At 71.7% G+C, this 20,796-nt stretch carries 17 protein-coding genes; 7 read left to right on the plus strand and 10 right to left on the minus strand.

The annotated features are described in order from the left end of the window. Positions 1–6 precede the first annotated feature (6 nt). Positions 7–498 carry a SigE family RNA polymerase sigma factor gene (locus IE317_RS13915; protein ID WP_191309980.1) on the minus strand — a complete coding sequence of 164 codons (492 nt, stop codon included), beginning with the start codon at positions 496–498 and terminating at the stop codon, positions 7–9. 140 nt (positions 499–638) lie between these two features. On the opposite strand from IE317_RS13915, the gene IE317_RS13920 reads away from it, so the two are divergent. Further along, positions 639–4,247, plus strand: a complete 3,609-nt coding sequence (locus tag IE317_RS13920; RefSeq protein WP_191309981.1) for a S8 family serine peptidase — start codon at positions 639–641, stop codon at positions 4,245–4,247. A gap of 160 nt (positions 4,248–4,407) precedes the next feature. Here the strand turns inward: IE317_RS13920 and aceB are convergent, their stop codons facing one another. Together aceB and aceA are read right to left on the minus strand one after the other, a co-directional pair. After that, on the minus strand, positions 4,408–6,015 hold the full coding sequence (gene aceB / locus IE317_RS13925; RefSeq protein ID WP_191309983.1) for a malate synthase A: 1,608 nt from the start codon (positions 6,013–6,015) through the stop codon (positions 4,408–4,410). Positions 6,016–6,111: 96 nt separating this feature from the next. Beyond that, positions 6,112–7,392, minus strand: coding sequence for an isocitrate lyase (gene aceA, locus IE317_RS13930; protein WP_191309985.1), 1,281 nt, complete (start codon positions 7,390–7,392; stop codon positions 6,112–6,114). A 228-nt stretch (positions 7,393–7,620) separates the two neighbouring features. Between aceA and IE317_RS13935 the strand changes: the two genes are divergently transcribed. Beyond that, positions 7,621–9,045, plus strand: a complete 1,425-nt coding sequence (locus IE317_RS13935) for a short-chain fatty acyl-CoA regulator family protein (protein WP_191309987.1) — start codon at positions 7,621–7,623, stop codon at positions 9,043–9,045. Here the strand turns inward: IE317_RS13935 and IE317_RS13940 are convergent, their stop codons facing one another. Then, on the minus strand, positions 9,046–10,044 hold the full coding sequence (locus IE317_RS13940) for a hypothetical protein (protein WP_191309989.1): 999 nt from the start codon (positions 10,042–10,044) through the stop codon (positions 9,046–9,048). It abuts the gene before it with no gap. Beyond that, positions 10,041–10,532 (minus strand): SigE family RNA polymerase sigma factor, encoded by a 492-nt coding sequence (locus IE317_RS13945; protein ID WP_191309990.1) that lies wholly within the window; start codon positions 10,530–10,532, stop codon positions 10,041–10,043. The genes IE317_RS13940 and IE317_RS13945 overlap by 4 nt, the downstream gene beginning before the upstream one ends. Before the next feature lie 88 nt (positions 10,533–10,620). On the opposite strand from IE317_RS13945, the gene ilvA reads away from it, so the two are divergent. Further along, positions 10,621–11,877, plus strand: a complete 1,257-nt coding sequence (gene ilvA / locus IE317_RS13950; RefSeq protein ID WP_191309992.1) for a threonine ammonia-lyase IlvA — start codon at positions 10,621–10,623, stop codon at positions 11,875–11,877. 20 nt (positions 11,878–11,897) lie between these two features. Further along, positions 11,898–12,467, plus strand: a complete 570-nt coding sequence (locus IE317_RS13955; RefSeq protein ID WP_191309994.1) for an NADAR family protein — start codon at positions 11,898–11,900, stop codon at positions 12,465–12,467. A gap of 1 nt (position 12,468) precedes the next feature. Here the strand turns inward: IE317_RS13955 and IE317_RS13960 are convergent, their stop codons facing one another. The 3 genes from IE317_RS13960 to IE317_RS13970 form a co-directional block, all read right to left on the minus strand. Then, positions 12,469–13,863, minus strand: a complete 1,395-nt coding sequence (locus IE317_RS13960; protein ID WP_191309996.1) for an alpha/beta fold hydrolase — start codon at positions 13,861–13,863, stop codon at positions 12,469–12,471. Positions 13,864–13,978: 115 nt separating this feature from the next. Beyond that, the gene (locus tag IE317_RS13965) at positions 13,979–14,359 is read right to left on the minus strand and encodes a hypothetical protein (protein WP_191309998.1); all 381 of its coding nucleotides are present in this window, start codon (positions 14,357–14,359) and stop codon (positions 13,979–13,981) included. A gap of 44 nt (positions 14,360–14,403) precedes the next feature. Continuing rightward, positions 14,404–15,159 carry an acyltransferase gene (locus tag IE317_RS13970; RefSeq protein ID WP_003058890.1) on the minus strand — a complete coding sequence of 252 codons (756 nt, stop codon included), beginning with the start codon at positions 15,157–15,159 and terminating at the stop codon, positions 14,404–14,406. 52 nt (positions 15,160–15,211) lie between these two features. On the opposite strand from IE317_RS13970, the gene IE317_RS13975 reads away from it, so the two are divergent. Both IE317_RS13975 and IE317_RS13980 read left to right on the plus strand, forming a co-directional pair. Further along, entirely contained in the window at positions 15,212–16,174 is a 963-nt protein-coding gene (locus IE317_RS13975) for a nucleoside hydrolase (protein ID WP_191310000.1), read from the plus strand. 68 nt (positions 16,175–16,242) lie between these two features. Continuing rightward, positions 16,243–17,349 (plus strand): C40 family peptidase, encoded by a 1,107-nt coding sequence (locus IE317_RS13980; RefSeq protein WP_191310183.1) that lies wholly within the window; start codon positions 16,243–16,245, stop codon positions 17,347–17,349. A 55-nt stretch (positions 17,350–17,404) separates the two neighbouring features. On the opposite strand, the gene IE317_RS13985 is transcribed toward IE317_RS13980, so the two are convergent. Next, on the minus strand, positions 17,405–18,583 hold the full coding sequence (locus tag IE317_RS13985) for an FAD-dependent monooxygenase (RefSeq protein ID WP_191310002.1): 1,179 nt from the start codon (positions 18,581–18,583) through the stop codon (positions 17,405–17,407). Next, positions 18,580–19,041 carry a GbsR/MarR family transcriptional regulator gene (locus IE317_RS13990; protein ID WP_229902703.1) on the minus strand — a complete coding sequence of 154 codons (462 nt, stop codon included), beginning with the start codon at positions 19,039–19,041 and terminating at the stop codon, positions 18,580–18,582. The genes IE317_RS13985 and IE317_RS13990 overlap by 4 nt, the downstream gene beginning before the upstream one ends. 251 nt (positions 19,042–19,292) lie before the next feature. Here IE317_RS13990 and rox point away from each other — a divergent pair, with 251 nt between their 5' ends. Continuing rightward, entirely contained in the window at positions 19,293–20,729 is a 1,437-nt protein-coding gene (gene rox, locus IE317_RS13995; RefSeq protein WP_191310004.1) for a rifampin monooxygenase, read from the plus strand. Positions 20,730–20,796: the final 67 nt, after the last annotated feature.

Genomic DNA, 20,796 nt, shown 5'->3' on the forward strand with positions numbered 1-20,796 from the left:
CCTCCATCAGTTCCGGCTCGCGGCGACGAGCGCGCGCAGCGAGTCGAGCCCGCGCGCGGTCTGGCTTTTGACGGTTCCGGTCGAACACTCGAGGATCTCGGCCGTCTCCTCGATCGAAAGGTCGCAGTAGTACCGCAGCACCACCGCGGCCCGGCGCCGCGGCGGCAGCGCGTCGAGCAGTTCCAGCAGGCCGAGCCGTTCGATGACGTCGTCGGCGGGCAGCACCGCGGGCTCCGGCAGCGTCTCCGCCGGCTCTTCGCGCCGCCACGCCCTGGCCTTCTCGTCCAGCCACGTCCGCACCAGGATCCGGCGCACGTAGGCGTCGAGGTGCGCCACCCGGCGAGCCCGCGGCCAGTGCCGGTACAGCTTGCCGATGGTGATCGACACGAGATCGTCGGCGAGGTGCCAGTCCCGGCACAAGAGGTACGCCGTGCGGCGCATGACCTCCATCCGCGTCGTGACGTAGTCGCGGTACCCCGCTTCTTCCGACCGTTTCACCAGTTCCTCCTCGTTGCCCCCACACCTGTCGAACGGGGCGCGCGGCCGCGGGGGTTGCCCGGAGATCGCAATCCGGGCAACCCGGCTCCGCGCCGAACCCGTTCCACGAACTGGGGGACCCGACAGTGAGGAACCATTCCATGAGGAAACCGATCACCGCGGTCATCGCGGTGACCTTGGCCGCGGGCGTGCTCACCGCACCCGGCGCGGCGGCCGCCCCGGCGGACGGACCGGCGGAGACGCCGACCCGGATCACGCTGGTCACCGGCGACCAGGTGCTGGTCGGCGGCACCGACGTGCGGGTGCTGCCCGCCCGCCGGGACCACCCGGTGCCGTTCCGGCAGTACACCCGCCACGGCGACAGCTACGTCCTGCCCGGCGACGCCGCCGAGCTGGTCCGCGCCGGACGGCTCGACGAGCAGCTGTTCAACGTCACCGGCCTGCTGCGCCAGGGCTACGACGACGCGCGCACGCCGCACGTGCCGTTGCTGGTCCGGCAGGCGGGCCCGGCCGTCGCCGCCCGGACCGGGGTGGCCGCGCGGCCCGCCGCACTCGGCTACACCGCACTCGACGAGCCCAAGTCCGGCGCCGCGGCGTTCTGGAACCGGCTCACCACGCAACCCGCCACGCTGGCGGCGGGCACCGCGAAGGTGTGGCTCAACGCGAAGGTGCAGGCGAGCCTCGACCAGAGCGTGCCGCAGATCGGGGCCCCCGCGGCGTGGCAGGCGGGGCTGACCGGCCGCGGCGTGACCGTCGCGGTGCTCGACACCGGCATCGCCACCGCCCATCCGGACTTCGCCGGCCACGTCGGCCCGAGCAAGGACTTCACCGGCAAGGGCAACGTCGAGGACGGCGTCGGACACGGCACGCACGTGGCCTCGACGATCGCCGGCTCCGGTGCGGCGTCGGGCGGGAAGTACCGGGGCGTCGCGCCCGACGCGACCCTGGCCGTCGGCAAGGTCCTCGACGACTCCGGCCACGGCACGTTCGACGGCGTCCTGGCCGGCATGCAGTGGGCGGTGACCGAGGCGCACGCCCGCGTGGTGAACATGAGCCTCGGCAGCGCGCCGTCGGACGGGACCGATCCGGTGTCCGAAGCCGTGAACACCCTGACCCGCGACTACGGGACACTGTTCGTCGTCGCCGCGGGCAACTCCGGCCAGGATGAATCCGTCGAGAGCCCGGCCGCCGCCGACGCCGCCCTCGCCGTGGCCAGCGTGTCCAAGAAGGACGTGCTGAGCCCGTTCTCCAGCCGTGGTCCGCGGCCCGGCGACGGCGCGGCCAAGCCGGACGTCGCGGCCCCGGGCGAGTCGATCACCGCGGCGCGCCCGGCCGGGATCCCGCCCGCGGGCGAGCCCGTCGGCGACGGCTACCAGACGCTGAACGGCACCTCGATGGCAACGCCGCACGTCGCGGGCTCGGCGGCGATCCTGGCCCAGCAGCACGCCGACTGGCCGGCCGAGCGGCTCAAGGCGGCACTGGCCAGCAGCGCCACGCCCGTCGACGCCGGACCGGCGGCGGTCGGCACCGGCCGCGTCGACGTCGCCCGCGCCACGACCACGGCGGTCACCGCCACCGGCGCGGCGTCGGCGTACCTCCCGTGGCCCCACCACGGGACGACCAAGAAAGCGACGGTCACCTGGTACAACTCCGGATCCACGCCGGTGACGCTGGCGCTCTCCAGCGACCTCGGCGGCGTGGTCACTTTTCCGGCCAACGTGACCGTGCCCGCAGGTGGCAGCACTCCCGTGGAGCTCACCTTCGCCGCCCAGGACGGCGCCCCGGGCACTCACTCCGGCATCCTCACCGCGCGCGGTGACGGCGTCAGCACCCGGACCGCGCTGTCGGTCCGGCAGGAAGGCGAGACGTACAACCTCACCGTGGGCCTGCTCGACCGCGACGGCAAGCCGTGGGCGCCGACCGGGTACCCGCCGGTGGCGATCCTCGACCTCGACACCGGCTCGCTGACCCTCGGCGAGGCGGGCACCTATCGGCTGCCGCGTGGCCGGTACGCCGTGCACAGCACCATCGAGACGCCGCGGCCTGGCCAGGAGCCGTCGTACAGCTTCATCAGCCTGCCGGAGCTGGTGCTCGACCACGACGTCACGCAGACCTTCGACGCGCGCGACGGCAAGCCGACGTCACTGGAGCCGGACAACCCCGCGGCCCGTGGCGGCACGTACGGGGTCGAGCTGCTCAGCCGGATCACCGGCTGCGGCTGCGTCTTCGCGAACAACACGGACCTCGACCCGCGTTTCCACGAAGCCTTCGCCGCGACGGTGCCGGGGACCTCGTCGGCCGCGTTCGCCTTCAGCCAGCAGCGCCGGGCCACCGAACCGGACCTCGAGCTGACCGCGGACGACGGGAAGCCGTTCGCGGTCCGGGGCCTGTGGCTGGAGTCCGCCGCACCGGCCGGCCGCAGCACGGTGCCGATGGTGTCCGGCGGGGCCGGCACCCAGGAGGACCTGGCCAAGATCGACGCGCGCGGCAAGCTCGTCGTCATCCAGGTGTCACCGGAAACGCCGATCACCGAGACCTACCGGCGGCTCGCGGACGTCGAGCACGCCGGGGCGAAGCTCGCCCTGGTTTCCCTGTCGGGTGACACAGCCGCGGCCACGGTGCTCGGCGGCGACGCCCCGACGCTGACCATGCCGACGATCTGGAGCGGTTCGTCGGTCACCGGGCGGCGGCTGGCGGAGCTGGCGAAGACGGGCGGGGCCTCGGCGACGGTCGTCAGCCGTCCGTCGCCCAATTTCCGCTACGAGCTCGGTGATGGCGTCGAGCGGGCCGTGACGGCAGCCCGCGTCCAGCGGCCGAAGACGCGTGACCTCGCCGAGGTGCGCACGGCCTACCACGACAGCACTGCCCAGACGATCCGCTACGTCGCCGCGCGCGAGTTCTTCGGCCGGATGGTCGGCTACGGCTACACCGAACCCGTCGCCGACCAGCAGGAACGCACCGAGTACTACTCCCCCGGCCGGTGGGAGACGGTGTGGACCGCGGGCCGGCTCGGGGAGCTGACGGAGAAGCTCGACCTCGCCGCGGGCCGCCAGTACCGGCTCGCGTGGAACAAGGCCGTGGCCGGGCCGTCGGTGCGCGGGCTGACCGTGACCCACTCGGGCGAGCAACCGCGTCCGTGGGCGTGGCGCAAGGACGGTGTCTTCGACATGTGGTTGCCGATGTTCGGCGACGCCGCCGGACGGCCGCGCACGGCCGAGTCGTTCTTCGGGGACACCGGATCGGTGAGCCTGACCAAGGACGGCGTCGCGATCCCGGTGTCCCCGGACGAGCCGGGCATGGCCCGGATCCCGGTGCCGGACGCGGACGGCGCGTACCGGCTCTCCGCGGAGGTCCACCGGCACGCCGGCTGGTGGCCGCTGTGGACGGATGTGTCGGCGGAGTGGGGCTTCCGTTCGTCGGCCGCCGCGGACGGCAAGGCGCTGCCGCTGCTCACCGTCCGGTTCGACCCGGCGGTCGACCTCCGCAACGGCGCGCCGGCCGGGCGGGTCTTCACCTTCCCGGCGTTCGTCGAGCGGCAAGGCGGTGGGACCGGGACGAAGCTGGCTGTCGAGACGTCCACGGACGACGGGCGCACCTGGCAGCCCGCGGTCACCCTGCGGACCGGGGACCACTGGACAGTCGTGGTCCGAAATCCGGCAAGTGGTTTCGTCTCGCTGCGGGCGAAGGCGTCGGACGACGACGGGAACACCGTGCAGCAGACGGTGATCCGGGCGTACGGGATCTCCTGACGCGGAAATGAACCGGTCCGGTGACGGGGAGCCGCCGTCACCGGACCGGTCCGGACCACACCATCCCAACCAGTGTGGATCCGGCCTCCCCTCGTCAGGTAGGGGAGGCCGGATGCTCGAAGCACTCTTTACCGCTGAGAGCACATCGAACAGAGCCCTGCTACCGGGCGTCCGTGAGGTACCGCGCGTAGGCACCCGTGGTGAGGAAGCTCGGCAGCTTCTCGCCCAGCGCGGTTTCGGTGAAGATCTCGTACGCGTCGTCCAGGCGGTTGCCCGCGCCCAGCTCGGCGCGCACCGACGCGAGTTCTTCGTTCAGGAATTCGACCGCCAGCTCGCGGGTCAGCGCCGTGCCGTCCTCGAGCTTCGTGCCGTTGCGGATCCACTGCCAGACCTGGCAGCGCGCGATCTCCGCGGTGGCCGCGTCTTCCATCAGGTTGTGGATCGCCGCCGCACCGGTGCCGCGCAGCCACGCGTCGACGTACCGCAGCGCGACGTTGATGTTCGCGCGGACGCCCGCCTCGGTGACCTCACCGCCGGCGCTGGCCACGTCCAGGAGGTCTTCGGCGGTGACGTGGACGTCCTCGCGCAGCTTGCCGAGCTGGTTCGGCCAGCCGCCGAGCACGCTGTCGAAGACCTCGCGGCAGACCGGGACCAGGCCGGGGTGCGCGACCCAGGAGCCGTCGAAACCGTCGCCGGCCTCGCGTTCCTTGTCGGCACGGACCTTCTCGACCGCGGTCGCGTTGACTGACGGGTCCTTGCTCGGGATGAACGCGGCCATCCCACCGATGGCGTGGGCGCGGCGCTTGTGGCAGGTGCTCACCAACAGCTCGGTGTAGGCCCGCATGAACGGCACGGTCATGGTGACCTGCGCGCGGTCCGGGAGGACGAAGTCGGCGCCGTGCGCGGCGAAGTTCTTGATGAGGCTGAAGATGTAGTCCCAGCGGCCGGCGTTCAAGCCCGCCGCGTGCTCGCGCAGCTCGTAGAGGATCTCGTCCATCTCGAACGCGGCGGTGATGGTCTCGATCAGCACGGTCGCGCGGATGGTGCCGCGCGGGATGCCGAGTTCGCGCTGCGCCAGCAGGAAGACGTCGTTCCAGAGACGCGCTTCGAGGTGGTTCTCCAGCTTCGGCAGGTAGAAGTACGGGCCGACGCCGCGGGCGAGCAGCTGGCGTGCGTTGTGGAAGAAGTACAGGCCGAAGTCGACCAGGCTCGCCGACACGGGACGGCCGTCGATGCGGATGTGCTTCTCGACCAGGTGCCAGCCGCGGGGGCGGGCGACGATCGTCGCGGGGTCGTCGCCGATCGTGTAGCGCTTGCCCGCGTCCGTCGTGAAGTCGATGTTGCGGCGGATGGCGTCGTAGAGGTTGATCTGGCCGTCGATGACGTTGTGCCAGGTCGGCGACGTCGCGTCCTCGAAGTCCGCCAGCCAGACCTTCGCGCCGGAGTTCAGCGCGTTGACCGTCATCTTGCGGTCGGTCGGGCCGGTGATCTCGACGCGGCGGTCCTCCAGACCGGGCGCGGTCCGGGCGACGTGCCACGACTCGTCGTCGCGGATCCGGCGGGTCTCGGGCAGGAAGCCGAGCGGCTTCTCGCCGGACTGCAGTTCCTCGCGCCGCGTGCGGCGGGCGTCGAGCAGCTCGCGCCGGCGGCCGGCGAACGTGTTGTCCAGCTTGGCCAGGAAGTCGAGTGCCGCCGGGGTCAGGATTTCCGCGAACCGGCCCTCGACCGGTCCGGTGACCTCGATGCGGTAGTTCAGCCGATCAACCATGGGGTGCCTCCGCGAGCTGTGGGCAGGGAAGGAAAGAAGGGGGAAGGTCGCGGCCGGACGACGGTGGGGGTTGCCGTCGTCAGGCCGCGGCCGGGATCAGTGGAACTGGGCTTCTTCGGTGGAGCCCTTGAGCGCGGTGGTCGAGCTCTCCGGGTTCAGCGCGGTGGCGACCTGGTCGAAGTAGCCGGTGCCGACCTCGCGCTGGTGCTTGGTCGCGGTGTAGCCGCGGCTCTCCGAAGCGAACTCGCGCTCCTGCAGGTCGACGTAGGCGGTCATGCCCTCGCGGGCGTAACCGTGCGCCAGATCGAACATCGAGTAGTTCAGCGCGTGGAAGCCGGCCAGCGTGATGAACTGGAACTTGTAGCCCATGTGGCCGAGCTCGCGCTGGAACTTCGCGATCGTGGCGTCGTCGAGGTGCTTCTTCCAGTTGAACGACGGCGAGCAGTTGTAGGCCAGCATCTGGTCCGGGAACTTCGCCTTGATCGCCTCGGCGTACTTGCGCGCCACCTCGAGGTCCGGCTCGGAGGTCTCCATCCAGAGCAGGTCGGCGTACTGGGCGTAGGCCAGGCCGCGCTCGATGCACGGCTCGATGCCGTTGCGGACCTCGTAGAAACCCTCGGCGGTGCGGCCGCCGGTGAGGAACTGCTGGTCGCGCTCGTCGACGTCGCTGGTCAGCAGCGTCGCTGCCTGGGCGTCGGTGCGGGCGACGATCAGCGACGGCACGTTCAGCACGTCCGCGGCGAGGCGGGCGGCGTTCAGCGTGCGCTCGTGCTGCTTGGTCGGGATGAGGACCTTGCCGCCGAGGTGGCCGCACTTCTTCTCGGACGCGAGCTGGTCCTCCCAGTGCACACCCGCGGCGCCGGCCGCGATCATGCCCTTCATCAGCTCGAACGCGTTGAGCGGGCCACCGAAGCCGGCCTCCGCGTCGGCGACGATCGGGGCGTACCAGTCGATGTCGGTGTTGCCCTCGGCCCAGCTGATCTGGTCGGCGCGGCCCAGCGCGTTGTTGATGCGGCGGACCACCGCCGGCACCGAGTTGGCCGGGTACAGGCTCTGGTCGGGGTAGGTCTGGCTCGCCAGGTTGGCGTCGGCCGCGACCTGCCAGCCGGACAGGTAGATCGCCTTCAGGCCCGCGCGGACCTGCTGGACGGCCTGGTTACCGGTGAGCGCGCCCAGCGCGTGGATGTAGTCCTCGGTGTGCAGCAGGTCCCAGAGCTTCTCCGCGCCGCGGCGGGCCAGGGTGTGCTCCTCGACGACGCTGCCGCGCAGCTTGATCACGTCTTCGGCCGAGTAGGAGCGCTGCACGCCCGCCCAGCGGGGGTCGCTCGCCCACTGCGCGGCCAGCTCCGCGGCCGCCTGCTTGGCCTGTTCCGTCATCGGATCTCCCGGTGTTGCGAAGTTTGCGATTGCTCGCCTTGCTTGGTCTGACCCTGACACGCCAGCGAAAACGAGGTCTAGTCGTCCAATTTGCCAATTTGTGCGAAGGGTACGTACGCTCTTTGCAAAGCTTGCGAATCGCCCGGTTCGCAAGTGATCGAAAATCCGCGTTCTTGACCGTTCACGTAACCGTTCAGGACCGGAAACCTTCCGGGAAAGAGGGCTCGCATGGAGAAGACTTTCGCCGGGGCGCGGCTGCGGCACCTTCGGGAAAGCCGCTCGATGAGCCAGGCCGATCTCGCTCGTGTGCTGGAGATCTCACCCAGCTACCTCAACCAGATCGAGCACAACTCGCGCCCGCTGACCGTGCCGGTGCTGCTGCGGATCACGCAGGCGTTCGGCGTCGACACCGAGTTCTTCGCCAACAACGACACGTCCCGGCTGGTCGCCGACGTCAAGGAAGCGCTGCTCGACGAGGTCCTCGGCGTCGACGTCACCACCAGCGAGCTCAACGACCTGGCGACGAACCTCCCGGCGATCGCGCAGGCGCTGGTCAAGCTGCACCGCAGCTACCGCAACGCTGTCGAGAACACCGCCGTGCTGACCACCGAAAACGGCCTGGGCCTGCACGGCAGCGCCGCTGCGCCGCTGCCGCACGAGGAGGTTCGCGACTTCTTCTACGAGCGCGAGAACTATGTCGCGGAACTGGACGAACGCGCCGAGAAGATGGCCGCGGAGATCCCGCTGCAACGCGGGCAGGTGCTCGGCGCGCTGAAGGAGCGCCTTTCCCAGCGCTACGGCGTCGAGGTGACCAGCGAAGGCATCGACGAAGCCGCCGGTCAGCAGCACCGCTACGAGCCGGTGACGCGCGTGCTGCGGCTGGCACCCAGCCTGCGGGTCGGGCAGCAGGCGTTCCGGATGGCTTCGCAGATCGCGCTGCTCGAGTACGACGACCTCATCACCGAGCTCGCCGACTCGTGGGCGTTCTCCGGCCCGGCCGCCCGGTCGCTCGCCCGCGTCGGCCTGGCGAACTACTTCGCCGGGGCGCTGATCCTCCCGTATGGACCGTTCCTGGCCGCGGCCGAACGGTTCCGCTACGACATCGAGCGGCTCTGTGACCACTACGGCGTCGGCTTCGAGACCGTCTGCCACCGGCTCTCCACGCTGCAACGGCCCAAGCAGCGCGGAGTGCCGTTCTCCTTCGTGCGGGTGGACCGGGCCGGGAACATGTCCAAGCGGCAGTCGGCGGCCGGGTTCCACTTCTCCCGCGTCGGCGGCGCCTGTCCACTCTGGAACATCTACGAGGCGTTCACCCAGCCCGGCAAGATCCTCACCCAGATCGCCACCCTGCCCGACGGCAAGAGCTACTTCTGGATCGCGCGCACGGTGTCGCGCAACATCGGCGGCTACGGCAGCCCGGGCAAGACGTTCACGGTCGGCCTGGGCTGCGAACTGCGCCACGCCGGGCGGCTGATCTACTCGACCGGCCTCGACCTGGACGAGCCGGCCGCCGCGACCCCCATCGGGATGGGCTGCAAAGTCTGCGAACGGCCAGCCTGCTCCCAGCGCGCCTTCCCGACGATCGGCAAGCAGCTCACCGTGGACGAGAACACCAGCACCTTCGTCCCCTACCCGGCGGTGCCCAAGGGCTGATCACCCGATCACGTGCGTGGTCCACTTCGTCTCGTCCGGGCCGAGCAGCGTGATCCGGCTCAGCAGTTCCTGGGCGGCGATGCCCGCGGCCTGGGGCTTGTCGATCGCGACGCACGCCCGCAGCCCGTTCTTCGTCGTGCACCGCGGCTCGCCGAGGCCGTATGTGCGGCGGGCGCCCGGCGGTGAGACGTTGATCGTCACCAGAGCGCCGTTCGCCGAGTACTGCAGCACCAGCTGCCAGGGGACTCCGTCGTCATCCGGACGGCGCGACGTGGAGGCGTCGGACAGGCGGAACGACGGCGGGAGGCTGCTGATGCGCAGCGGCAGGGACACCGCCCGGGGCCCGAAGGTCACCTCGCTCGCGACCCGCACCAGCGCCTGCTGAAGGTCGGGCCGGGCGAGGTAGTACGTGTGCAGCTGGGCCCAGCGGCCGTCCGGGGTCGGCCAGCGCAGGTAGCTGGCCCCGTGGTTGAGGGGGTCGTTCACGTCGGTTGTGATCCAGTGGCCGTCGCGGCCGCCGACCTTCTGCGGGACTCGCTTCGGCGTGCCGCTCAAGTTGGGTGGCGGGCCCGGTTCGCTGTCGTCGACCGAAAGCCAGATCATCGGAGGCAGGTCGCCGCGGCCGATGGCCAAGACGGTGTCGCCGTGTCCGCCGGTGGCGTATTCGATGCCCTTGATCTCCTCCGGCAGCCAGCCGAAGCTCGCCTTCGCCACCAGCGGGTTGTCGGTGGGCGCCGGTGCGACGGACGGCGGCGCGGCGAGCGACGGCGTGGGCAGGACGGCCGCCGGCGCGATCGGGGGCGGCGCTGGCCGGAACGCCGACACCGCCGTCCAGCCCCCGGCCGTCACCACCGCGGCACAGCCCAGGACCAGCGCCGTGGTCCGCGCGCGGCGACGGCGTCCCCCGAGGCGGCGCGCGCGGTCGAGGTCGAGGCGGGACGGCGGGGCGGGCGTTTCGGCCAGTTCCTTCAGCTTGGTGGCCAGCTCGTGGTCGGTCATGCTCGTCCCTCCCGGATCGGTTCGCGCAGTAGCTCGCGAAGTGCGTCCACGGCCTTCGCGGTCTGGCTCTTGACGGTGCCTTCGGAACAGCCCAGCGCCCGCGCGGTCTCCGCGACCGGGAGGTCGCAGAAGTAGCGCAGGACGACGGTCGCCCGCTGCCGGGCCGGCAGCCGCTCCAGCGCGGCCCGCAGGTCGAGGGCCAGTTCGACGTCCGCAGCAGGCGTGGACGGCTCGTGGTCTTTTTGGCGCAAATCCACCCGCCGCCACCACGACGTGCGCTGTTCGGCCAGGTACGTGTTGACCAGCGTGCGGCGCGCGTAGCCGTCGATGTTGTCGGCGCGGGCGGCCCGCGGCCAGTTCGCGTAGAGGCGGGTGATCGCCGACTGGACCAGGTCGTCGGCCCGGTGCCAGTCGCCGCAGAGCAAGTACGCCACCTTGCGCAGCCAGGCCGCCCGCACGGTCACGTACTCGGTGAATCCGGCGTCCATCGGCGCCCCCCATCTCGTTCGACACCCCTTTGATGTGGCCGGAGGCCCGAACGGTTGCCCGGGACGCGCGAGTCGTAGATTCACCGGGGTGCACGACATCGAGACGGTGACCGCGGCAACCATCGAAAAGGCCGCCGAGCGGCTGGCCGGGGTGGTGACCCGGACGCCGCTGGAGCCCAGCGCCCGGCTGTCGTCCCGGGTGGACGCCCAGGTCTGGGTGAAACGCGAGGACCTGCAGACCGTCCGGTCGTACAAGATCCGCGGCGCCTACAACTTCATCGTCCAGCTCGACGAGGACGTCCGCGCCCGCGGGGTCGTCTGCGCCAGCGCCGGCAACCACGCCCAGGGCGTCGCGTACGCGTGCCGCCGGCTCGGCGCCACCGGCCGCGTGTACGTCCCCGGGACCACGCCGCGGCAGAAGCGCGAACGCATCGCGACGCTCGGCGGCGCGCACATCGAAGTGATCGTTGTCGGAGAAACGTACGAAGACGCCTTCGCCGCGGCCAACGAGGACGCCCAGCGCACCGGCGCGACCCTGGTGCCCGCCTTCGATGACGTCCGGACCGTCGCCGGTCAGGGCACGGTCGCTCTCGAGGTGGTCGAGCAGCTCGGCTTCGTGCCCGACGTCGTGGTCGTGCCGGTCGGCGGCGGGGGGCTGCTGGCCGGGGTCGGCAGCTGGCTGCGCGAGCGGCACCCGGAGGTCCGGATCGTCGGCGTCGAACCCGCCGGCGCGGCCTGCATGGCCGCGGCCCTGGAGGCCGGGCACCCGGTGCGGCTGCCGGAGCTCGACTCGTTCGTCGACGGCGCCGCCGTGCGCGAGGCAGGCGCGGTCACCTATCCCCTGATCCACGAGAGCGGTGCCGAGCTGACCGCGGTCGCCGAGGGCGCGGTGTGCACCGAGATGCTCGCGATGTACCAGTCCGACGGGATCATCGCCGAACCCGCGGGCGCGCTCGCCGCGGCGTCGCTCGGCACGGTCGTCGAGGTCGAGCCCGGCCAGACCGTGGTCTGCCTGGTCTCCGGCGGCAACAACGACGTCAGCCGCTACGGCGAGATCCTCGAGCGCTCGCTGATGCACGAAGGGCTGAAGCACTACTTCCTCGTCGGGTTCCCGCAGGAGCCGGGCGCGCTGCGGCGCTTCCTCGAGCAGGTCCTCGGGCCCGAAGACGACATCACCCGCTTCGAGTACGTCAAGCGCACCAACCGCGAGCTGGGCCCGGCGCTGGTCGGCCTGGAAATCGCGCGGCCGTCCGACCTGGCCGGGCTGCTGGCCCGGATGGACGCGAGCCCGCTGCAGGTGGAGCGGATCGAGCCGGGCAGCCCCCTGTTCCACTTCCTGCTCTGAGCGCGCGGTCCACTAGGCGGATGGTGAAGGTCGACGGTGTCCGCAGTGTCGAGGCGTTGCGCGAAAAAGTCCACGAGGGTGCGGAGCCCGAATACCTGCTGTTCTACGGGCACACGCCCTCGAAGTCCGGCCGGGTGACGGCGAGCTGCCTGAGCCAGTGGTGGGTCGACCCGTTCGAGGCCGACGGCGTCGTCTACTCGACCGCCGAGCACTACATGATGGCGGGCAAGGCGCTGTTGTTCGGTGACGTCGAGAAGGCCGAGCTGATCCGGTCGACGCCCGACCCGAAGACGGCGAAGGTGCTCGGCCGCGAGGTCGCCGGGTTCGACGCCGCCACCTGGGAGCGGCACCGGTTCGACATCGTCGTCGACGGCAACCTGGCCAAATTCCGGCAACACCGCGACCTGCGCCGGTTCCTGCTCGGGACCGGGGACGCGGTGCTCGTCGAGGCGTCCAAGAAGGACCTCGTCTGGGGCACCGGTCTCGCGCGCGAAGAGAAGAACGCGACCAAGCCGGACTACTGGCGCGGGCTGAACCTGCTCGGCTTCGCGCTGATGGAGGTCCGCGACCAGCTGCGGGCGCGCGTCTGACTCAAGGCCCGGGGACCGGCGCGCCGGGGCACGACGCCGACGTCGTCCGGCCCGTGTCGAAGAAAGTGACCACGGCGTCGGCGCAGGGCAGCGACGCCAGCGAGCCGTGGACGTCGTCCTCGACGGTCATCAGCGCGCCGCCGATCCGTCGTTGCACCGCGAGCGCCCAGCCGATGGGCGTGACCGGCTCGTAGAGGTGGCCGGCGAGCTGCAGCGGGCTTGTCCCGTTTTCGAACGACCACGGCCGGGCGTCGAGGGGCCAGCCGATGCAGAGCTGTTCGTAGAAGCCGTAGCCGCCCGCGACCGGGAGGCGCTGCATGCGGTCGAGGCGGTGCTGCCAGACGGTCTCGAAGTCGCGCGGGCTCGGTGACTCGTTGCAGAGCAGCGCTGTCTGCTGGAAGTGGTTGAAGGCGTGCGGCTCGCCGTTCCAGCCCAGGCCGCCTGTTGTCGTTTTTCCGGCAACGGGCGTTCCGCCGTCGCGGATGGCGGCGAGCTGCTTCGCCAGGCCGGCCCATTCCCGACGTGGGTTGGCGAGCATGCCGTTGACGCTCTCGCCGTACTCGTCCCGCAGGCCGAGCAGGGCGTTCGCGACCGCGGGCTCCGTGGTCCCGAATCGGTAAATGGCGTCGTACCTGGCGATCCAGGCCGCGAACTCGTGGAAGGTGTTCTCGCCCGCGGTCGCCTGGCCGTCGTCCATCGCGGTGACGCTGAAGGCCGGCGGCATGACGGAGTCGAGCAGCATTTTGTCCACCTGGTCGTCGAAGAGCGACCGGTACTGGGCGCCGAGCGCGGTCCCCCACGAGACGCCGTAGTAGCCGATCTTGTCCTCGCCGAGGGCGACGCGGATGCGGTCCAGGTCGCGGGCGATCGTCGGCGTGGTCAGATTCCGGACGAAGGCCGGGTCGGCGTCGACGCACTTGCGGTTCGCCTCGGCGAACCGTTCGGCGGCTTCGCGCGCCTTCTCCTCGTCGGTGCTGCCCGGCTCGGGGAATTCGGCCGGGCACGGCAGGTCGGCGCTGTAGCCGACGCCGCGCGGGTCGAACCCGACGAGGTCGTGGTGGACACCGAGGCCGCCGGCGTGGGTGTCGGCGATGCTGCCGGGCATGGTGAGCCCGGACTGGCCGGGACCGCCGGGGTTCAGCAGGATCGCGCCGGCCCGCGTGCCGGTCGCCCGGATCCGGCTGACGGCGATGTCGATTTTCCGGCCATCGGGGTCGGCGTAGTCGAGCGGGACCGGGACCAGCGTGCATTCGGTGCGGTGGTCGCCGGGGTCCCAGCCCTGAGCGACGGTGGCGCACAGCTGCCAGGAGAGCCCGTCCGCGACGGCGACCGCGGGGACGGCGGGCAGCAGTGCCGCGGCGGCGAGCAGCGGGACGGCGAGCCGGGTGATCGACATGGGCCCAGGCTGCCGCGGAGCGGGCGTGGCGGAGATCGGCCGATCAGCCGGGGAGCACCGCCGAACGGCCGGGAAACGGGCGTGGTCGTTTCCCGACCATCGGCGAACCCGCAGGTCAGTCGCCCGGGCATTCGTTGTCGCCGCCGCTGCGCTCGACGCAGTGGGTCGGCTCCGGGGGCGGTGGCGGGCCGGGGTGGGTCTGGGCCCACCGAACCCCCGCCACCACGGCGACCACGACGACACCGATCCCGTAGAACCAGATCCAGCCCTGCCGCCGCGTGGTCGCCGAAACGACCAGTCCCACGACCGGGATACCCACGCCGAGCCAGCTCGCCCAGGTGAACGTCGGGCTCGCCGCAGCGGGGTCACCGGATCCCAGCCCGATGCCGTGCGCCGTCAACGTGCCCTGGAAGAACATCAGCGGGACGACGATCAGCCACACCACCGCGCCCACGGCGAGCAGAGCGGACGCGGCGACCTCGCGAAGCTCCTTCACCCGACCACTATGTCGCGAAAAGCGACCACGCGGCCTGAGTAGATCTACTGCTCGCCGAGGGTCTTCTGCAGTGCCTTGTTGGCCTTGCGGGCCATGTCCGCGACCGCCTCGCGACGGGCGGCGTCGGCTGCGTAGTCGTCTTCGCGGTTGCGGACCACGCGGGCCGGCGCGCCGACCGCGATCGAGTAGTCCGGAATGTCACCACGGACGACCGCGTGCGCACCGAGCACGCTGCCGCGGCCGATGCGGGTGCCCTTCAGGACGCTGACCTTGGTGCCGAGCCAGGTGTCCGGGCCGATCCGGACCGGGGACTTCACGATGCCCTGGTCCTTGATCGGCACGTGGATGTCCGAAATGACGTGATCGAAGTCACAGATGTACACCCAGTCGGCGACCAGGGTGGCCGCGCCGAGCTCGATGTCGAGGTAGCAGTTGATCACGTTCTGGCGGCCGAACACCGACTTGTCGCCGATCCGCAGGGAGCCTTCGTGGCAGCGGATGGCGTTGCCGTCGCCGATGTGGACCCAGCGGCCGATCTCCAGGCGCCCGTAGCCCGGGCGGCAGTGGATCTCGACGTCTTTGCCGAGGAAGAGCATCCCCCGCAGGATGATGTGCGGGTTGGCGAGCCGGAACTTGAGCAGCCGGTAGTACCGGACCAGGTACCAGGGCGTGTACGCGCGGTTGCGCAGCACCCAGCGCAGCGAGTCGGCGGTCAGGAACTTGGCCTGCCGCGGGTCCTGCCGGGCGCGGCGCCAGGCCCGCACCCGCGACAGCGCGGGCGCACCCCACATCGACGTCATGCCCGTGACCGTAACCTGTGTGCGGGACGGGTTCGCAGGCAAGGGGAGCGGGATGGGCACGAAGCTGATCATCGACACCGACCCGGGCGTCGACGACGCGCTGGCGATCGCGCTGGCGGCGCTGTCGCCGGACGTCGACCTGCTGGGTGTGACGTCGGTTTTCGGCAACGTCCCCCTCGACCGCACGACGTCGAACGCGCGAAAGCTGCTCGAGCTCTTCGGCCGCGCCGACGTGCCCGTGGCCGCCGGGGCGGCTCGCCCGCTCGTCTACTCGAAGCCGCGTGACGCGAAAGAGGTCCACGGCGGCGACGGCCTGTCCGGCCACTCCTACACCCTGCCCGAGGCGAGCCGTCCGCTGGAGGAGCGGGACGCCGTCCGGCTGATGCTCGACCTGCTCGAAGCCGCCGACGAGCCGGTGACCATCGCCCCGATCGGGCCGCTGACGAACATCGCCGCGCTGCTCGCGGCCCACCCGGGCGCGGCGGCGAAGATCGCGCGGCTGGTGATCATGGGCGGCGGCGTGACGTTCGGCAACAGCACGACCGCCGCCGAATTCAACATCTGGAGCGACCCCGAGGCGGCCCGGCGGGTGCTGGTCGAGGAGGACGTCCCGGTGGTACTGGTCCCGCTGGACCTCACGCACCGCTGCGCCGTCGACGGCGAGTGGCTGGCGAAGCTCGCGTCGTCGGGGCCGGTCGGCGCCACCCTCGAAGGACTGACGTCGACCTACCGGCAGCACTACACGCGCGTGTTCGGCGAAGACCGGATGGTCATGCACGACGCCGTCGCGGTCGCCGAGGCGATCTCGCCGGGCATCCTGCACACCGAGACCTACCGGGTCGACGTCGACTGCGGCCTCGGCCCGGCGCGCGGCCAGACCCTGGTCGACCGGCGGCGGCTCGGCGAGGACGATCCGCAGTTCTCCCCCGGCCGCCCGATCGAGGTGGCGCTGGACACCGACCTCGACGGCCTGCGCGGCTTCGTCCTCGACCGGCTCACGGGAGCGGCCCGGTGAGCGAGGAACCCGAGATCGTCCCGGCCGAGATCGAGACCGGCAGGCCCGGACCGCGCCGCCGGAAGCCCGTGGTCGTGATCGCGGCGGTGGTCGTCGTCGCGGGTGCCCTGGTGGCGGGGATCTCGCTCGCGCCGAAGCAGCAGGAGACCACGAACGCCGCCGCGACGGCCGGCCCGACGTCGTCGACGTCGGGGACATCGCCGACGCCGTCCACGCCGCCGACGACCACGCCACCGCAGACCTCGACGCCGCCGAAGGTGCCCGAAGCGAGCGAGTTCGACGCCTGGGCGTCCAAGACCAGCCAGTGGCTGGACATCCCGCTGCGCGCGATGGTCGGCTACGCCAAGGCGACGACGACCCTGAGCAAGGACATCCCCGGGTGCCACCTTTCCTGGGTCACGCTGGCCGCGGTCGGAAAAGTGACCACGGACCACGGCCGGGCGCGCGGCGGGCAGTTCGGCACCACCGGCGTCCTGGACAAGCCGCTCGGCACGATCGAGGTGCGCGACTTCTACAACAAGGTCGTCTCGACGGCGAACGCCGCCGGGCCGATGCAGCTGTCCCCGGCGATCTGGGGCAAGTACCAGGCGAGCGCGTCCGGCGGGCAGCCCGATGTCCAGAACATCGACGACGCCGCGTTGACCACGGGCCGCGCGCTGTGCGCCGACGGCCACGACCTGTCCCAGGGCCAGGTGTGGTGGAACTCGGTCGCCACACTGCAGGCGGCACCGCTGTTCCTGCACCGGACGCTGGCCACGGTCAACGTCTACGGCACGGTCGGCCAGGGCTCGGCGGCGCCGAACCCGGCGGTGCTGAGCGCGGTGAACTTCGCGATCGACAAGATCGGCCTCCCGTACATCTGGGGCGGCAACGGCACCGGCGGCAACGACCCGGGCTTCGACTGCTCTGGCCTGACGACGGCGGCGTACGCGAGCGCGGGGATCAAGCTGATGCGCACGGCCGACACGCAGTTCCGCAGCGTGCCGCACGTGACCGACCCGCAGCTGGGCGACCTGATCTTCTACGGCGAGCCGGCCACCAAGATCCACCACGTCGGTCTCTACATCGGCAACCAGCAGATGATCGACGCCCCCCAGACCGGCCAGGCGGTCCAGGTCCACTCGTACCGCCGGGACGGCGACGATTACGCGGGAGCGGGCCGCCCGACGGCCTGAGGCGCTGCGCTCGGAGACCTCGGTTTCCGACCTCGCCGGCGGCCCGGCGAGACCATCACCGCCCGCTCGTCTCCGCCCGTTCGGTCGGCGGGAACCAGTCCCACAGACGCGCGGCCTTGCGGGCCGCCACGCCGCCGCCGGCGACGCGGGTCAGGCGGGTCATCAGCCGGTGGGTGAGCGGGCTGGTGGACAGGCTGACCTTCGGGTCCTGCCGGGCCATCCGCGCCACCCGCTGGCTGCGAGGACGCCGCGCGTGGTCGTAGCGCGCCAGCGCCGCCGGGACATCGGTGGCGCCCGCGAGTTCGGCGGCGAGCACGGCCGCGTCCTCCAGCGCCTGGCACGCGCCCTGGGCGAGGAAGGGCGTCATCGCGTGGGCCGCGTCGCCGAGCAGCGCGACCCGGCCGTCCGCATAGGACGGCAACGGGTCGAGGTCGAAGATGTCGTGGCACAGCACGGACGCCGCCGGGGTCGCGGCCAGCAGGGCCGGAATCGGGTCATGCCAGTCGCCGATGCGGGCACGGACCTCGGCGAGGTTGTCGCCGTAGCGCCGGCCGGGCTCGTCCTCGCGGATGGTGAGGAACCAGAACACCCGCTGCCCGCTGAGCGGGTGCGCGCCGAACCGGGCGCCGCGGCCCCAGGTCTGGAACCCCGCGACCGGCCACACGGCACCGGGTTCGGTCACCCCACGCCAGCAGAGGATCCGCTGGAAGACGGGACCGGGCACGTCCGGCCACACCGCACGCCGGACCGCACTGCGAAGCCCGTCCGCCCCGATGAGGACGTCGGCGTGCGCGGTCCGGAGCCCGGCCGGGGTCCGGTAGGCGACGGCCACCCCGGAGCCGGACTGCTCGACTCCGGTCACCTCGGCCGCGGCGTGCACGACGCCGGCCGGCAGGTGGCCGGCCAGCACCCCGCGCAGGTCGGCGCGGTGGTTGGCCAGCAAGGGCGCGTCCCGCCCCGGCCGGAACCGCATGAGGTAACCGCCGTTCGGGGTGCGGAGCGTGGCTCCGGCCTCGGTCGGCACCGAGACCGCGCGGAATTCTTCGCCCACGCCCAGCGCGTCCGCCGCGCGGACCGCGTTGGGCGCGAACGACCAGCCTGCGCCGGCTTCGCCGGGTTCGGCCGCCCGTTCCAGCACGGTCACTGTCCAGCCGGCCCGCCGCAAGCCGATCGCCGCGGCGAGGCCGCCGATCCCTCCACCGGCGATCAGCGCCGTGTTCTCCCGGCCGGTCATTTCGTCTTCCCCTTCGCAGGGCGCGGCGTCTCGGTCAGGAGCTTGGTCATCCAGTCGTAGACGTCGTGGGCGACGCGCAGCCGTTCGGCGCGGCCGCTCCCGGCGCCGGCCAGGCCGATGCCGTCGGCGGCGAGGTCACGGAACTCGGCCAGGCCGGCGACCCGGCGCCGGATCACCGTGTCCCACGCGTCGTCGTCCACGCGGTAGTAGCTCGTCCGCTCGCCCGGCCTGGTGCGGCGCCGGACGAACCCGGCGTCGGCCAGGACCCGCATGTTCGTGGCCAGCGACGCCTTGCTCGCCCCGATCGCCTCCGCGATCTGCCCCGCGGACTGCTCCGGTGGGTCACAGATCATCAGCCACCCTAGGATCCGGCCGGCGATCGGTGGCACCGCGTACTCCGCGGCGCAGAACATCGCCATCCGCTCGACCCACTCGAGCTCCTGCTCGCGCTCGGCCACTCGAACCTCCCGTGCTGTTCAGTTAGTTCAGTATGTTCCGAACCAACTGGACTTGGCAACCCGGCTCGAAAAGAATTGGACGGCTCCCGGTCCGGGGTTGTAGCTTGCGGTCGTCCGTGACACCGCCCGAGGAGGTGAGACCCATGAACGCAGGATCGACGTGGGTGCTCCCCCTCCCGTCACGGCCGGGCGATTGACGTAGGTGTCGCCGGGAGCGCCTCGACCACCAGGCACTCCCGAAAGGCACCCCCATGGACTCTCCGCCCTTCGACGTCGTCATCGCCGGCTGCGGCCCGACCGGCGCGACCCTGGCCGCCGAACTGCGGCTGCACGACGTGCGCGTCCTCGTCCTCGAACAGGACACCGAGCCCGCGTCCTTCGTCCGCATCGTCGGGCTGCACGTCCGCAGCCTCGAACTGATGGCCATGCGCGACCTGCTGGACCGTCTCCTCGAGCACGGGCGGCAGCGGCCGGCCGGCGGGTTCTTCGCCGCCATCCCCAAGCCCGCGCCCCCGGACCTGGACTCCGCGCACGCCTACCTCCTCGGCATCCCGCAGCCGGTCGTCGTCCGGCTCCTCGAAGACCACGCGGTCGCCCTGGGTGCCCAGGTCCGCCACGGTGCGGCCGTGGTCGATTTCGAGCAAGACGACGACGGCGTGACCGTCGAGCTGGCCGGCGGCGAACGGCTGCGGACCCGCTACCTCGTCGGCTGCGACGGCGGCCGCAGCACGGTGCGCAAGCTGAGCGGCATCGGCTTCCCCGGCGAGCCGTCGCGGACCGAGACGCTGATGGGCGAAATGGCGGCGACGGCGCCGCCGGCGAAGATCGCCGCCAAGGTGCGGGAGGTCGGCGAGACCCACCGGCCGTTCTGGCTCCGGCCCTTCGGCGAAGGCGTCTACAGCGTCGTCGTCCCCGCCGACGGCGTCGGCGATCGCGCGACACCGCCGACCCTGGACGATTTCCGGCAACAGCTGCGTGCCGTCGCCGGAACCGACTTCGGCGTGCACTCCCCGCGCTGGCTGTCCCGGTTCGGGGACGCCACCCGGCTGGCCGAGCGGTACCGGGCGGGGCGGGTCCTGCTGGCCGGCGACGCGGCGCACATCCACCCGCCCACCGGCGGCCAGGGCCTCAACCTGGGCGTCCAGGACGCGTTCAACCTCGGCTGGAAGCTGGCCGCGCGCATCCGCGGCTGGGCACCCGGCACCCTGCTGGACACCTACGAGGCCGAACGCCGTCCGGTCGCCGAGGCCGTCTTGGACAACACCCGGGCCCAGATGGAACTGACGTCCCCCGAACCGGGCCCGCAGGCCGTGCGCCGGCTGCTCACCGAACTGATGGACTTCGCCGAGGTGAACCGCCACCTGATCGGGAAGATCACCGCGATCGACATCCGCTACGACTTCGGCCCGGGCCCCGACCTGCTCGGTCGGCGGTTGCGCGACATCGACGTCAAGCAGGGGCGTCTCTACGACCGGCTGCACCGCGGCCGCGGCCTGCTGCTGGACCGCACCGAACGCCTGGGCACCGGCGCCTGGTCGGATCGGGTCGACCACCTCCCGGACCCGGCCGCGGCCCTCGACGTTCCGGCCGTCCTCCTGCGCCCCGACGGTCACGTCGCCTGGATCGGCGACGACCAGCGCGACCTGGACGACCACCTGGCCCGGTGGTTCGGCTCGCCGCTCCGGTGAGGCAGCACGCCGAAGTGGTCGCTGATCGAGTCGAGCCCGGAGACGCGCAGGTTCACCACGTCCGGGT

Origin of the sequence: Amycolatopsis bullii (assembly GCF_014654205.1) — a bacterium.
GTDB lineage: Bacteria > Actinomycetota > Actinomycetes > Mycobacteriales > Pseudonocardiaceae > Amycolatopsis > Amycolatopsis plumensis.

Coding starts and splice junctions, on each gene's coding strand:
- IE317_RS13920 (WP_191309981.1), top strand. CDS start 639: ATGAGGAAACCGATCACCGCGGTCATCGCGGTGACCTTGGCCGCGGGC.
- aceB (WP_191309983.1), bottom strand. CDS start 6,015: ATGGTTGATCGGCTGAACTACCGCATCGAGGTCACCGGACCGGTCGAG.
- aceA (WP_191309985.1), bottom strand. CDS start 7,392: ATGACGGAACAGGCCAAGCAGGCGGCCGCGGAGCTGGCCGCGCAGTGG.
- IE317_RS13935 (WP_191309987.1), top strand. CDS start 7,621: ATGGAGAAGACTTTCGCCGGGGCGCGGCTGCGGCACCTTCGGGAAAGC.
- IE317_RS13940 (WP_191309989.1), bottom strand. CDS start 10,044: ATGACCGACCACGAGCTGGCCACCAAGCTGAAGGAACTGGCCGAAACG.
- IE317_RS13945 (WP_191309990.1), bottom strand. CDS start 10,532: ATGGACGCCGGATTCACCGAGTACGTGACCGTGCGGGCGGCCTGGCTG.
- IE317_RS13955 (WP_191309994.1), top strand. CDS start 11,898: ATGGTGAAGGTCGACGGTGTCCGCAGTGTCGAGGCGTTGCGCGAAAAA.
- IE317_RS13960 (WP_191309996.1), bottom strand. CDS start 13,863: ATGTCGATCACCCGGCTCGCCGTCCCGCTGCTCGCCGCCGCGGCACTG.
- IE317_RS13970 (WP_003058890.1), bottom strand. CDS start 15,159: ATGACGTCGATGTGGGGTGCGCCCGCGCTGTCGCGGGTGCGGGCCTGG.
- IE317_RS13975 (WP_191310000.1), top strand. CDS start 15,212: ATGGGCACGAAGCTGATCATCGACACCGACCCGGGCGTCGACGACGCG.
- IE317_RS13985 (WP_191310002.1), bottom strand. CDS start 18,583: ATGACCGGCCGGGAGAACACGGCGCTGATCGCCGGTGGAGGGATCGGC.
- rox (WP_191310004.1), top strand. CDS start 19,293: ATGGACTCTCCGCCCTTCGACGTCGTCATCGCCGGCTGCGGCCCGACC.